General features: G+C 33.1%; 10 protein-coding genes. 5 read left to right on the top strand and 5 right to left on the bottom strand.

Going from position 1 to position 15,389, the window contains the following annotated elements; all coding sequences use genetic code 11:
• Window positions 1-28 precede the first annotated feature (28 nt).
• From VGE71_RS15750 to VGE71_RS15730, 5 genes are all read left to right on the top strand, one after another.
• Window positions 29-568: a DUF4136 domain-containing protein gene (locus VGE71_RS15750; protein WP_144215190.1), complete on the top strand. Its 540-nt coding sequence runs from the start codon at window positions 29-31 to the stop codon at window positions 566-568.
• 252 nt (window positions 569-820) lie between these two features.
• On the top strand, window positions 821-2,065 hold the full coding sequence (ilvA, locus tag VGE71_RS15745; protein ID WP_331139201.1) for a threonine ammonia-lyase IlvA: 1,245 nt from the start codon (window positions 821-823) through the stop codon (window positions 2,063-2,065).
• 79 nt (window positions 2,066-2,144) lie between these two features.
• Entirely contained in the window at window positions 2,145-2,555 is a 411-nt protein-coding gene (locus VGE71_RS15740; RefSeq protein WP_331139200.1) for a group III truncated hemoglobin, read from the top strand.
• Window positions 2,556-2,630: 75 nt separating this feature from the next.
• Window positions 2,631-3,065: a hypothetical protein gene (locus VGE71_RS15735; protein ID WP_331139199.1), complete on the top strand. Its 435-nt coding sequence runs from the start codon at window positions 2,631-2,633 to the stop codon at window positions 3,063-3,065.
• A gap of 138 nt (window positions 3,066-3,203) precedes the next feature.
• Window positions 3,204-4,976, top strand: coding sequence for an aromatic amino acid hydroxylase (locus VGE71_RS15730; RefSeq protein ID WP_331139198.1), 1,773 nt, complete (start codon window positions 3,204-3,206; stop codon window positions 4,974-4,976).
• A 209-nt stretch (window positions 4,977-5,185) separates the two neighbouring features.
• On the opposite strand, the gene VGE71_RS15725 is transcribed toward VGE71_RS15730, so the two are convergent.
• The 5 genes from VGE71_RS15725 to VGE71_RS15705 form a co-directional block, all read right to left on the bottom strand.
• A complete protein-coding gene (locus tag VGE71_RS15725; protein WP_331139197.1) occupies window positions 5,186-5,815 on the bottom strand; it encodes a DUF4230 domain-containing protein in 630 nt (209 codons plus the stop codon).
• Between the two features lie 134 nt (window positions 5,816-5,949).
• Complete coding sequence (locus VGE71_RS15720; RefSeq protein WP_331139232.1) at window positions 5,950-8,268, bottom strand: BamA/TamA family outer membrane protein; 2,319 nt, start codon at window positions 8,266-8,268, stop codon at window positions 5,950-5,952.
• Window positions 8,252-13,360, bottom strand: a complete 5,109-nt coding sequence (locus tag VGE71_RS15715; RefSeq protein WP_331139196.1) for a translocation/assembly module TamB domain-containing protein — start codon at window positions 13,358-13,360, stop codon at window positions 8,252-8,254. Before VGE71_RS15715 ends, VGE71_RS15720 begins: the two co-directional genes overlap by 17 nt.
• A 139-nt stretch (window positions 13,361-13,499) precedes the next feature.
• Window positions 13,500-14,456, bottom strand: coding sequence for a GSCFA domain-containing protein (locus VGE71_RS15710; protein ID WP_331139195.1), 957 nt, complete (start codon window positions 14,454-14,456; stop codon window positions 13,500-13,502).
• Between the two features lie 67 nt (window positions 14,457-14,523).
• On the bottom strand, window positions 14,524-15,312 hold the full coding sequence (locus tag VGE71_RS15705) for a hypothetical protein (RefSeq protein WP_331139194.1): 789 nt from the start codon (window positions 15,310-15,312) through the stop codon (window positions 14,524-14,526).
• Window positions 15,313-15,389: the final 77 nt, after the last annotated feature.

Below are 15,389 nucleotides of genomic sequence, written 5' to 3'. Positions count from 1 at the left end.
AAATTGAGAACATTAAATTCTAATAATTATGAAAACATTCAAATTAGTTCCGCTTTTTCTGTTGCTGATTCTAAGTTCATGCAGCAGTGTTACTGTATATTCTGATTACGACAAAAATGTCGATTTTGCGCCTTACAAGACTTATGCTTTCTTTAAGCCCGGAATTGATAAAGTAGAGATTTCTGATTTGGATAAAAGACGTATTCTTCGTGCAATCGATGCTGAAATGCAAGCCAAAGGTCTTACTAAAAGTGAAAATCCAGATTTACTTGTAAATATTTTTACCAAATCAAGAGAAGAGGTAAATGTAAACCAATTTAGCGCTGGTTGGGGCTACGGTTGGGGATGGGGATGGAATCCGTGGATGATGTACGGAGGAAATCAAACAACTGTTTCGACTTCTACCGAAGGTACTTTATACATTGATTTGATCGATGCTAAAAAGAAAGAAATGATTTGGCAAGGTGAAGGTCAGGGAACTTTGACTAGAAACATTGATAAAAAAGATCAAAAAGTAGCTGAATTTGTAAACAAAATTTTAGCTCAATATCCGCCGGTTAAAAAATAATTATCTATTTTTGCTATTCAATTAGTTAAAATGACAAACTATACTAACATTATTATCGCTATTATTAACATTATTGCAATTCAGCAGTAGTGGCGAGGTGTTATATTAGTATGTAAAATATAATTTATAAAACCTCCCAACTCGGGAGGTTTTTTTATTTAAAAAATTATTTGCCACAGATTAAAGCATTTCCACAGATTTACAATCCTCTTTAATCATTTTAATCTTTGCAAAAAACAAAAACAAAACATTATGAGTTTATTTAACGAAGTACTTAACGCAAAAAAGCAATTAGAGAATGTAGTTGCCGCTACTCCACTAACACAAAACCTTAATCTTTCAGACGAATTTGAATCGACTATTTTATTAAAAAGAGAAGATTTACAAATTGTTCGTTCTTATAAAATTCGGGGTGCGTACAATAAAATGTCTTCGTTAAATGAAAGAGAAAAAGCAAACGGAACTGTATGCGCTAGTGCAGGTAATCATGCTCAGGGAGTTGCTTATTCATGTAATCTTCTGAAAATTCATGGCAAAATTTACATGCCAAAAACAACTCCAAAACAAAAAGTAAAACAGGTACAACTATTCGGGAAATCGTTTGTGGAAATTGTTTTAACAGGAGACACTTTTGATGATGCCTACGCTTCGGCAACCGCTGATGCTCTTAAAAATCATAAAACTTTTATTCATCCTTTTGATGATGAAAAAGTAATTGCAGGACAAGGAACTGTAGGTTTAGAAATTCTAGAAAACTTTAAAGAACCTATCGATTATGTTTTTGTTCCAATTGGCGGTGGCGGACTGGCTTCTGGATTGTCTGAGGTTTTCAGACATTTGAGTCCGCATACTAAAATCATTGGCGTTGAACCAAAAGGAGCGCCATCCATGAAAACTTCGATTGAAGAAAATCAAAATACGGCTTTAAAAACAATTGACAAATTTGTAGATGGTGCTGCAGTTAAGCAGGTTGGAGATAAAACCTTCGAAATCTGCCGATACAATCTGGAAGATATTATTCTGGTTCCCGAAGGAAAAGTTTGTACCACAATTTTAAGATTATACAATGAAGAAGCTATGGTTGTTGAACCAGCCGGTGCTTTAACCATTGCTGCTTTGGATTTTTATAAAGATAAAATAAAAGGAAAAAATGTTGTTTGCATTGTTAGCGGAAGCAATAATGATATTGAAAGAACTGCCGAAATAAAAGAACGTTCTTTATTGTATGAAGGTTTAATGCATTATTTTATGATTCAGTTTCCACAACGTCCTGGAGCTTTAAAAGAATTTGTAAATAATATTTTAGGACCGGATGACGACATCACTTATTTTCAATTTGCTAAGAAAAACAGTCGTGAAAAAGGTTCTGTAGTAGTGGGTTTAGAGTTAAAAAACAAAAATGACATTATGCCAATCAAAATGAAAATGACTGAAAACGGATTTGAATTTCAATATCTAAATGATAATCAGGATTTGTTTACGCAATTAATTGGATAGTGATTGTGAAGGCTGATAAATATCATTAAACAAAAAAGAAGTTATCGTATTTTTGCATTCCACTTTAAATACTAAAAAAATGGCAACTCTTAAAGATATTTCCACTATAGAAGACATTAAACAAATGGTTGACAGCTTTTACGGCAACGTTAGAAAAGATGATTTGATTGGTCCAATTTTCAATGACAAATTGCAAGATCGCTGGGAACCTCATTTACAGAAAATGTACAATTTCTGGCAGACTATTTTGTTTGATGTTCGTGCCTATTCTGGAACGCCATTTCCACCGCACAAACAACTTCCTGTTGATCAAACTCATTTTGACCGCTGGATTGCCCTTTTTAATTCAACAATAGATGCACAATTTGCTGGCCCCATTACTGAGGAAGCTAAAATGCGCGCTACCAATATGGCGTATATGTTCAGCCATAAAATTGAATATTTTAGAAATGCCGAAAACGAATTGAGAAACATAAAAAAAGACGCCTAATGCAAAATCAAAGAATAATCTTCTTAATTTTTATATATTTGGCTGCTTAATAACCCAAATATTGATTCTTACTTTATGAAAAAAATAATCTTGCTTCTTATTATTTGCTTTTCTTTTAATGCCAATGCTCAAAAATCAGCTTCAAATCTTTATAAAGGAACAATGGATGGAAAATTTCCTATAACCATTTATATCAAAACAGAAGATCATCCTTGTACTGCAGATTTAATGTATACTTCTATGTATCGTTACAACAAATCAAAAAAATGGATTCAGCTTGACGTAACTCAGAATGCTAAAAAAGAAAACGAATTTGTTTTGGTTGAACACGGTTTTAGCGGTGTTATGATTTTAAAGAAAACTGGAAATACTTTTACTGGATTATGGATTAGTCCCGATACTACTAAACAATTGAAAGTGGAATTAAAAGAAGCTCCGATGACAAAAAAAGAAATCGAAAGCTATGAAGACACCATGGAAAAAGTCAATTATGAAAATAATGACTGTTAAGATTCATGCATAAAAACAAAATCAAAAAACCAACAATAACGCAAAATAAACTGCATCTTATAAAATATTTGTGATTAATATCACTGAAAAAGCAGGTTAAATTCGTAATTTTACATTTTAACTTACAACGTTTTCGAAATGAATCCAAATATTGAAACCAATCCGCTGTTAGAAAAATTGCCTAAACATTTACAGCAATTTATTAAGCCACAAGATTATAGTGATTATACTCCTATCAATCAGGCGGTTTGGCGATATGTGATGCGTAAAAATGTAAATTATCTTTCTAAAGTAGCGCATCATTCTTATTTGGAGGGTTTGAAGAAAACCGGAATCGAAGTTGACTCTATTCCGTCTATGTATGGAATGAACCGAATTTTAAGCGAAATTGGCTGGGCTGCGGTTGCCGTTGACGGATTTATTCCGCCAAATGCGTTTATGGAATTCCAGGCTTATAATGTTTTGGTTATCGCTTCGGATATTCGTCAATTAGAACATATTGAATACACTCCTGCTCCAGATATCATTCACGAAGGTGCTGGCCACGCTCCTATTATTGCAAATCCAGAATATGCTGAATATTTGAGACGTTTTGGTGAAATTGGCTGTAAAGCGATTTCTTCTCATAAAGATTATCAAATGTATGAAGCGATTCGTTTGCTTTCGATTTTAAAAGAAGCCGAAGATACGCCACAGGAAAAAATCGATGAAGCGGAAAAAGCCGTTGCCGATTTACAAAATGATATGGGCGAATTGTCTGAAATGGCTCAAATAAGAAACTTACATTGGTGGACAGTTGAATATGGTTTGATTGGAACTGTTGAAAATCCGAAAATTTATGGTGCAGGATTGCTTTCTTCGATTGGCGAAAGTGCTCACTGTATGACCGATAATGTGAAGAAAATCCCTTACGATATTTCGGCGGCGAATCAGAATTTTGATATTACGCAGTTACAACCTCAACTTTATGTAACGCCGACATTTTCTCATTTGAGTTTGATTTTAGAAGAGTTTGCTAATAAAATGGCACTTCGAACTGGCGGTTTATCTGGAATTAAAAAACTAATTCAATCTAACGCTTTAGGAACAATTGAATTGAGTACTGGTTTACAAATTTCGGGAATTTTCACTAATGTTATTGAGGAAGAAGGAAAACCAGTTTACATTCAAACTACTGGGAAAACGGCTTTGGCTTACCGCGAAAAAGAATTAGTAGGCCACGGAACTTTAACTCATCCACATGGATTTGGAAGTCCGATTGGGAAATTGAAAGGCTTTAATCTAGCGATTGAAGATATGAGTCCGAAAGATTTACAGGCTTACAGTATTGTTGAAGGAGAAAAGATAAAACTGGAGTTTGAAGGCAATATTATTGTGGAAGGTGAAATTATCACAGGTTCGAGAAATCTTCATGGAGAAATCATTTTAATTAGTTTTAAAAACTGCACAGTTACTCACGGCGAGACTATTTTGTTTCAGCCAGATTGGGGTAATTACGATATGGCAATTGGTAAAAAAGTGATTTCTGCTTTTTCTGGTCCAGCCGATGTCAATAGTTTCGATTTAATTAATATTGTTCCTTCAACTAAAACTATTAAAGCAAAACATACAGAAGAACGTGACGAATTGGAGCATTTGTATGCAACTGTTCGTGATATTCGAAATAATAAAAATTCCAAAACTGAACTACAATCTGTTTTTGAAAAACTAAAAAACAATCATGTAAACGACTGGTTATTATCAGTTGAAATCGCTGAACTTCTGAAAGATTCAGATGAAAAACAGCTTTTACAGGAAGTTTTAGTTTATTTGGATCAATTGAAAGAAAAACGTTCTGAAATCGCGCATTTAATTTCTGGCGGATTGGATTTGATTTTTGATAGTTCGTCTAATTTGCCACAAAGGCACTAAGACGCTAAGTTTTTTTTATAGTAACTATTACGTACTGTTTGTCATTTCGACGAAGGAGAAATCTCCGCGAGTAACTCCGCAACAAAAATCAAATCTTTGTAGAGCTTCTTGCGGAGATTTCTCCTTCGTCGAAATGACAAGATTGTGAAAAAACTTTGAAACTTTGAAACTTTGTCCCTTTGTGCCTTTGTGCCTTTGAACCTCAAAAACTAAAGCTTCAAATCCTGAGTCAACTCCGTTTCAGATTCGATAGTTTTTCCGTTGTATTGCAATTTCCAGCCCATTGAATTGGTTAGAATTAAAATCTTAGACAATTCACTAATTAATCTGTTTTGGGCGTTGGTTTTAAGAGTTGATTTTTCAATTTTCTTAGCCAGATTCGCTTTTACCGATTTATTGATTTTATTGTAATCATCTCCCGTAAACGGATTCAATTTACTTTGTTCAACATCGTAAAACTTAATATCTGGATTTATAGTGATTTCTTCTTTTGGAATATTTAAAATCGTAATCGTTTTGTTTTTTTCGTCGATATCATATTTCATTTGATGTAAATCGTAAGCAACTGTAACATTTGCATTTACAACCACTAAAGCTTTCTTTTCAAAAGAAACCATGTCCATAAAATATTTCTGCTGATTTTTATAGGTAACGACTTCTGAAAAATGTCCTTCGGTTACAACCAATTTTCCGACGTTAAGAATCTGTTGCTGAATTAAATTGGTATTATAATCCATTGAAGAATCGTCGTCTTTTTTGAAATCACAATATTTAAAAGCGAGAACAATTAATAAAACGATGACACCGACACCTATAATTCTTTTGATCAAGTTTTGCATTCGAATAAAATATTTTAGACCAATTTACTTCTTTTTATTTCTTTTTTCGCCACTAATTCACGAATTTTCGCTAATCCCTTTGAGTTTAAATATATGCCTAATTTCACAAATTAAAAAAATCGTAGCACAAAAAGCTAAAACGGATATCCGATTGCAATATTCAAAATAAGATTGTCTTTTCGCCAGGAACTGCTTCCAAAATTAATATCATCGATTACCCATCTTTGTCCGTCTGGTAATGCCGGATTTCTAAGCGGAATTGCTAAATCTGTTCTTAAAACTAAAAATGACAAATCGAAACGTAAACCTGCTCCTGCTCCAACTGCAAGTTCTTTCATAAAATCTTTTGAAATTTCGGCTCCTGGTTTATTCGGATCGGCATGTAAGAGCCAAATATTACCTGCGTCTAAAAAGACAGCACCTCTCACAATACTGAATAATTTAGCACGATATTCGGTATTGAACTCTAATTTTAAATCTGCTGATTGATCGGGAGTATAATTAATATTTGTTGTCGTTGGCGGAATAACATAACTTCCCGGTCCAAGAGTTCTTGCTCTAAAGGCACGAATACTATTTGTTCCTCCCACTACAAATTGTTTTGATGTTGGAAGCATATTCGAATTTCCATAAGCAAATCCAGCTCCCAGAATTAATCGACTCGCCAATTCGCTTTCTTTACCCAATTTTAAATAATGCCTGAAATCGGTTTTAATTTTTACGTATTGGCTAAACGGAACATCAAATATCGTTTTTACCTTATCTGGATAATCTGCTCCAGTGACCAATCCCGTAATATTTCCAGCCAAATCCAATTCACCATTAAAATAAATGGTATTTTTTCGACGTTTCTGCATCGTATTAGTATAGGTGTAATTGTATGTTGGGCCAAAAATCAACTGTTTTTCAATTACTCTTTCTAATGCAGGATCTTCTTGTATGTCTTCTAAATATTCTGGCGTAACATGATTTGGACTTACATAAGTCACATCAATTACATTCAGCTGATGTTCTTTACGAATGTTTTCCTTCCACAAATAACCAAAGGAAGTATTAAAAGAATTCAAAGCATACAATTGTGTTCTTTTTTGATATTCGTAACGAATCGTCGCTTTAGTTCTTGGTACAAATTCGCTATTTCCTTCAATATTGAAAGGTGTTATAAATCGTGGCCAAGTCAAACTAACTTCGCCTCCGAGTTTATAAATATTTTTTCCTTTATTGGCTCCACCCAACTGAAAATCAGCTCCACCAAAAACAGAAGCCGTAAATAATTCTGCTCCTTTTAAAAAATTTCGATTGTTCCAGTTTACATTTAATTCGGTTCCTGTATAACTTGCCGAATTGGTTTTTCCAATCACCTCAACGCGAATGAACTTTTTTGGTAAAAGCGTTAAATAGTAATACGAATCTAACGCATTCGGAATCGAATCTGACGGCTTAAATTCGTTTTTCACAAAACTAAAAGTTCCCAAATTTACAAATCGGTTCAAGGTTAAATTGTGATCTTTTCTATTGTAGACATCACCTTTTTTGAAATAAATTGTACGATCGTAAATTCTGGGTTTAAAAGTATCTGCGGTATCAATTATCGTAAAATCTTTGTACTGCGTGATGTTTCTTTTTCTATAAACTACGCTGTCATTTGTTAGCGAATAATTTGGATATACGAAGATTTTATCAATTTTATAAGCTGTCAATGCTTTAACGGGCGTATCGTCTTTTATCACCAAGCGAATTTTTACTTCATGATCGCCTTTACTGCTGTCCACTTTCGCTAAAATATAATCGGGATTAAAGTAGAAATAACCTTTTTCTTTTAATCTCGCATCAATTCGTTCTCTTTCCGCTTTAATTACATCCAAATCATACGGATTTCCGACTTTCAACAAACTTCTTCTGTGACTTTTTGCAATGATTTTTGACATCTTAAGAGAATCGTCTGGAAATGTCACACTTTTTATAATGTACTGCTTTCTTGGTGTAACGGTATATTCTGCCGTAACTCTTTTGTTTCGAACAGTCGAATCTGCGCTAACACGTGTTTTAAAGTACCCTCGATTCTCTGTAAAATTTCTTAAAACAGAAGCATTATAATCTAAATCTACCTGACTAAAAAGAACCGGCGCCTCGCCCACTTTGTTTCGAAGCCAATATCTCGTGCCTTTGTCTTTTTTAGGTTCCCCGGCAAGATTGTAAATCCATAATTTAGGTCGAAGCCCAAAGATTTGTTTGTTCGGTTTTGGACGTAATAAACCTTCCAATTCTGTTTCCAAAGCTTTTCGGTCTTTCTTTTTCATGACCGAATCTTTTATCGTAACAGAGCCACCAGTGTACAGCAAATCGCCTTCTGGAAGATATTTCGTATTACTGCATCCTACAATAAAAAACAAGGAAAACAGTACGATACACTTTATATAAAATGGGTTTATATAATTATGTTTTAAGCTCATTTCCTTTAATTTGATTTTCTTCATTGTCTTGCAGTTTCTCTTTTTCTTTTTCCTCTTGCTTCTTTTTCTTTTCTTTCTCTTTACGGATTTTTTCTTCTTTAATTAATTCTTTTTCTTCTTCCGTACGATGAAAAAGCTCTCTGAATTTATTGTAACTCATCGTAATCACAAAGGCAACACCAGTTTCTATTACCTGACCTTCAACTGCAACCTGATATTGATTTTTACGATATGCACGAACCATATATCGACCGTCTTTTGTAAGCTGATAATCTAATGCCACATCACCTGCAATATTGGTACTTTCTTCATTGGCGCGTTCCTGACCTTCGACTCCAAAACTGCTTCCTACTGTCACTTTCAATCGGTCGTCAAGTAGTTTTTTAGAAACCTCAACATTCAAATCGGTTCGGTTTTGCATGGTTCCGGTGGTGTAATCTTCTGTCGATTCTAAATCGAAATTGACTTCAAAACCTGTAATTAAATCGCCCGCAAGATTGTTTAATTGTTGCGAAAGTATTTTACTCACACTTTGTCTCGCAAAAGATTCGGCATTTGTGCCACCGCTTTCGCTTGAAAACGGATTTTCACCCACAAATCTGTTCAATATTAAAAGAGCAAAAACCTGTTTATTCAACTCGGCTGGATCTTGTTCGAGCTGTTTTAATTTTGCCTGTGTTAATTCTACAACATCCGAAGAAACATTATAATTTCCTTCGGGAAGTACAATTCCGAAAGAGATTTCTGGTTTCAATAATTCGCCGTTCATTTTCAGTAAAGTCTGAAAAGGAAGCTTTTGTTTATAGGTATTTTGTACCGTTTGCGATTCGCCTTTCAACTGATTTCCTAATAAATCAATCGGCGCTGTGTTTACTTTATAAATTGCCGTAATATTCAAAGTTGCCATTGTCGGCTCGCCATTCCAGGTAATAAAACTTCCTTTCTGAATGTCGAATTTTCGTTTTATTCCGTTGAAATTCATCTGATAAGAACCATCTGAGAATTCATATTTTCCAGTCAAAGTGGTTTTTCCAGACTGATCGATTCCGCCGACTAATTCTGCTTCTCCTTTCAAATTCAGATAATCGCCGTTTGATTTGTCAATCAATAAGGTTAATTCTGCTTCTTTATCAATTGAAATCGCCACGTTTACGTTCATTCCTTTCAACTCTGATTGATTCAGTTTGTTCTGCATATCAACGGTTTGTTTCAAATAGGCGTTATCTTCATCAACAAATTCTACGATTCCTTCACGATCTGCAATTGAAGGATCTGATTGTGGCATAACCACTGTAAATTTGGTTTCCTTATTAATTTTTAGCGTTCCATCAATTGAAGGACTGTCTAAATCTCCTTTGATATTTAATTTTGTATCTAAAAATAAATCGCCGTAGAATAAATCATTGTCTTTTGCTTTGGAGTTGATGGCTCTAAAATCGTTTGCTTCAACTAATAAATCGAAATTGTATTTTCTAAAATCAGGCGATTTGATGTTTCCGTTTACATACAATTCGTTATCATTTTCGTCTAAAAGAGAGAATTTATCAAATGAAATTGTACCATCGTTAAAAGAGATTTTTTCGTTTTTAACTTTAAAATATGAGTTGAGTTGTGTAACTCTAAAACCGGCATCGTTAAAATTCAGTTCACCATTAATTTTTGGAGTTGTCGTATTTCCTGTAATCTTAAAATTTCCAGACAAATACCCTTTTCCTTCAGTAATATTATCCATACTGAAACCTTGAATACTCGCGATATTCAGTTTATTGATATCAACATCAAAATCAAAATTTCCAGCGTCTAATTGGTAATCTCCCGCTAGTTTAAGATCATTTCCTTCATCGCTTAAACTCACATTGACTGCAAGCGTATTGGCAGTTTTATTGTCAACTTTTATTTCTAAATCACCGACTTTATCTCCTTTAAAAGTAAAATCATCAATTTTTAAATCGGATGTGAAAGTTGGATTGGTCATCACGTTTTCGACCAAAGCATTTCCGTTGATCAAACCTTGCATTAACAGTTCGTCTTTTTTGACCATATTCATAATGGTCTCGATTTTGAAGTTTACAAAATCGACTTGCAACGGCGCATTATCTTGCGTTCCTTGCGACTGAACTTTTAATTCATTTCCGTTATTATTCAAATTGAATTTGTTGACATAAAGTCGTTTGTCTCCAAATTCAATAGCGTTTTCTGGATCAATATTCCATTTGTCATAATTTAAAATAAAGTTCTCGGCATCTAGTTTTAAGATGTTTTTCGAATCTTCTGCTTTAAACCCACCCGCAATGTAGTATTGTTGTTTTTGTTTGGCATCTTGAACTTCAAGTGCATAAGTCAAAATATTGTTTTGAACATCGCCTTTTAAACTTGTAAACGGAATTTTTAAAGAACCGCTTTCGATTGTTGCGATTGAAATAGAATATTCTAAAGCATTTTCTTTGGCTTCAATATTTATTTTTCCATCAGAAATGGTGTTGTCCGCATAAGCAATTCTCGGAATTGTTCCGCGAACTTCTAAAGAATCGGTTACATTATTATATTTTCCTGTAATTTTAATGGGCTCTAAACCTGTTAGTTTCGGAATCAATTTGAATAAAATCGGGTCGTTGTCTACAGAAAGTGTAAAAGCCAATCTTTGCTCATCTGATTCTCCATTTACTTTCGGATTCTTCAAATCGATATATTTTGACAATGATTTTTTCATTGCCGAAACAAGTGTCGTTAACTTATATTTTCCGTCAACTTCAGCTTTTAAAAACTGAGAAGAAACTTTGATATTATTTCGTGTATTATCTGAAAACGCAATGACACGAACCGAATCTAAAACAATTGGTTCTTTGTCTTGCAAAATCTGAACGTTTGATAGAAATACTTTTCCGTTCAAATAATCCGGATTACTGTTGGTAATATCAGCATCGACATTTCCACGCAATTTCATCGGACCCGCGTGTAGATTGAGTTTTTCTAAATCGGCAATATCCAAATTCAGTTTTAATTTTACTGTTGGATATTTATCTTTTGTATCGCCAGAAGCTGTTAAATCAAAATTCAGATTCGGGTCTTTCATTCCCGATTTTACGGCAAAAGAACCGTTTTCTATATTTCCTTTTAAAGCTAAATCTTTATACGTATATCGGTTAAAAACAGCTTTTTGAACTAAACCATCAATTACAGCATTTGCCGTTTTTGGGTCTAAACCAGTTCCTTTGACTTTCGCTTTAAGCGTAATTTTTCCGATAGAATCGTTTTTTATCAACCTTCCAAGATCAAATTCTTGCAAAGAAACTTCTGCATCGTATTTCTCTTTTTTCTTGATTCGTTGATCAAATAATGCATCCACTTTTGCATTTCCGAAACTGCTATTTAAAGCTAAATTGGTTTTGAAATTCTGAACAGAACCTTTAAATTTTCCTTGAAGATTTAATTGAGAAGGCAATTGAATATTTTTCGGAATTGTTCCAGCCGGCACAAACATATTAATGTCTTTTGAAGTGCTGGAAATCCTTTTAATATTCAAATCGTAATAGGCTTTTTGCGCATCTGGCAAACCGGCGATTTTCCCCGAAAGGGAAACTTTTGTAGCGCCAATTCCGCTCATTTCAAATTTAGAAATATTCAAATCTTTTACTTTTCCGCTTACACGGCTGTCCACATACAAAATCGCATTTGGATTGCTCTTAAACGGATTCGTTTTTTGTAAATCTGGAACAAATAGTAAAATGTCTTTGAAACCAATTTTTGATTGTTTTAAATTAGCATCAAGAGCCAAATTCCCCAAATCTTTTTGAAGCGATTCTAACGATTTGTATTCCGCTTTTATTTTATCCTGAACGAGCGTTTGCGGTGTTTTTAAATACAAATTATCTAAAGATGCATTTTTAGGTCCGTAAAAGAAATCGGTTTTTAAAGCTTGAATTTGCAAACCACTTTTCTCGTTTACTGTAAGTGTTTTTATATTACCTGAAATCGTATCATTTCCGTAATATAATTTCTCTGCTTTAAAGTTGAATTTATTCAAATCTAAATGCGCATAATCTAAACCTTTTGTTTTGGGTTTCGATTGCATATCATCAAACTTGAAAGCGATATTTTCTAAATTGGTTTCGTTTAATTTTACTTTCCAACCCGCTTGTTTTATGGCTGTAGTGTCGAGGTTTGGTGCCTGAATCTGCTTATCTTTTGCACCCAAACGTAAATTTCCTTTAAGATTTTTAACTTCAAAAGTATCAAAATCCAAAAGCTGTTTATTAAGATCAATCTCATTTACTAACAAATTTAAATTTCCTAAACTTATACCCGAATTTAATTTCGAGTCTTTATTATCATATAAAACATCGATTTTGGATAAAGCAATTTTATCCAATTTCAATTTGAAATCTGGTCGTTTTGAAACCGTATCAACAGTTTTAACCGAAACTTCAGCAATTTTCTCCACAACATCCTGATCTAAAACTACTTTAAGACCATTTAAGTTGATAGTCGGAATATTAAAATCCATTTGATCTAAATCGAAGTTTTTGAATTTCGTATCAAAATGCGTCAGATTTACTCGAATATCATTTTTAGAAAAATCATCTTTAAAATTAAATTTGATATTATCTAAATTGACTTTTACAACTGAAATTTTGAATGGTTTAGCATTAGGATCTTCTACTTTTGGTTCTTTAGATTCGAATGCTTTTATGATGTAATCAAAGTTGAAAACACCGTCTTTGTTTCTGGAAATGTTGGCTTTTACATTTTCAAGAGAAACAGAGTTGATTTCGAGTTCACTGCTTACGAGTTTAAAAAGATCGACATCAACTTCTAATCGTTTACCTGCCAGTAAAGTATCTTTTTTTTGATCTTCAAAATAGAAACCTTCCAGAACTACATCTTTTGGGAATTTGATTAAGATTTTATCGAGAGCAACTTTGGTTTTTATTTTACCTTCAAGATACGTAATCGCTTTATTTTTAACGAAATTCTGAACCGATGGAACCTGAATCAAAATAATTAAAAGTAATAAAAGCGTAATCACAGAACCCACACACCAAAGTAGTATACGAAGTGTTTTTTTTACATAATGAATGGATTTCTTATTCATACCTCAATAAAATCGTTTAGATTAAATTGCTTCTGGAAAAAGCAGGATTAGACATTTTACAAAAATGTAAAATTTAAACCTTAACAATTTACACAATTATGAGGAATTATTCTAAAATTTTACTGCTAAAAAGTTTTTTTTAGAATTTTATTTGCGGTTGTTTTTCTCCTAGAAGATTAATTTTCTTTTGAAGATTTGCTAAGAATTTTTGATGCTGTTCTGATTCGGGATTGAAACTTCTATGACGAAGGCTTTTCTGAATTTCGTCTACTTCTTTCATTATTGAAAATTCAGTTTCTGCAATATAATTTTCGCTGAAAAGCTTCCAAATATAATCGATCGCAATTTGATTGGGATGAAGCATGTCTTCTCCGTAAAAACGATAATCGCGAAGTTCGTCCATCATGATTTCGTATGAGGGAAAGTACTCTGATTTTAGATTGTAGATTTCAGATTTTAGAATGTTATGTAAAGCGCTAAACAAATGCGATTTACTTAACTGATTTTCTACAAATCCATCTTTAATATGACGAACGGGAGAAATGGTAAAAATGAAATTAATATTCGGATTTGAAGTCTGAATTAAACTTATTGTATTTTGCACGCTTTCGCGGATGACTTCAACCGATAATAATTCTTTTGAAAATTGTTTTTGAGGAACTTTATGGCAATTTGCGACAACTTCATTGCTTTCTGTACTTCTGTAAATCCATGAAGTCCCTAAAGTGATAATAAGATGTGTTGCTTCTTTTAATTGTTTATGCGTTTCTGTAACTGCTTTATTCAATGTTTCGAGCAATTCCTGTCTGTCTGAATTACTCAAATCAGAATGAACTTCAAAAGAATGCCAGCGTTCATTATGAAAGAAAACATCTTTTTCTCCAAATAAATCCTGATGACAAACTCTCCTAAATAATTTCTCTATCGAAACCGGATTAAAGATAATTCCAAACGGATTGGTTTCGTTCTGAAATTTGAAATAATCGAATTTCTCCGCCATATTTTCTGCAAAACAGGAACCAACAGAAAGCACTTTCGAATGATAATCGATTGGAACATTACTTTTCTGAATTGGGATTTGGGTTCTGAATTGCATGAGATTTTATTTGAACACGAATTTCGCCAATTATCAGCAATAAAAAAACCAAATACAGAAAATTAAATCAATACGTATACTCTATTTCATACTCAATTGATCCGTTACCAGCATACGAAGTATGTTTGGTTGGAAAATTTTTATCGTTATAAATATAAGTTGTCAAATAAGTAGCGGTAGAGCTTCCAGAAGGCTTGAAGGTTGTTTTTACAACATTTCCCCTTCCAATATCACTGATTTCATTTAACAGCTGATTGAAACCCTGAATATTTTTTAAAGGATTATTTTTCCCATCGTATTCATAATCTCTGCTTGATGTTCCAGAGCTGTTCGTGTTTTGCTCTTTTATAAGATTTCCATCTTTATATGTCAAAACACCTTCGCTGGTTTTTAGTTCTACTTTAGAATTTTTATCAACTGAATAGTTTACATACGAAATTGATTCATTAGAAGCATGAGTATAAACTACTTTTACAATATATTCTCCATCAGGATATTGTGCAGTAATGTTTTCTTTAAAAATTCTGGTTTTTAGTTTACCATTTTCGTAAGTATAAACCGCCTCATCTGTTTTAGTTTCTTTACCCTGATCATCTATATCAAAGACTTCTTGCTTAGTGATTAAATCTCCTGTGTAAGTAAATATAGTTTTTGAATCTTCGTCAGTACTGCTGACAATTTTATTTCCGTTATAGGTGAGTGTACTTTTTGTATTTGTTCCTAAATAAATACTGGGATATATATAAGAAATGGTTTTAGGCAATACTGATTTATCTTCTGAAGAATTACTGTCGTCACTGGAGCAAGAAAGTACAATTAGTGATAATACAGTAAATAGAAGTACTAGTTTTTTCATTTTTGGCAGGTTAAGATTTGTGATTTCAAAATAAATCAAACCTATCTAAAAAAGCAATAAAATCTTACCTTATTTTA

The organism is Flavobacterium sp., from assembly GCF_036405015.1.
GTDB lineage: Bacteria > Bacteroidota > Bacteroidia > Flavobacteriales > Flavobacteriaceae > Flavobacterium.
The sequence above is the reverse complement of the archived record's forward strand: the minus strand, read 5'-3'. Positions and strand labels throughout refer to the sequence as shown.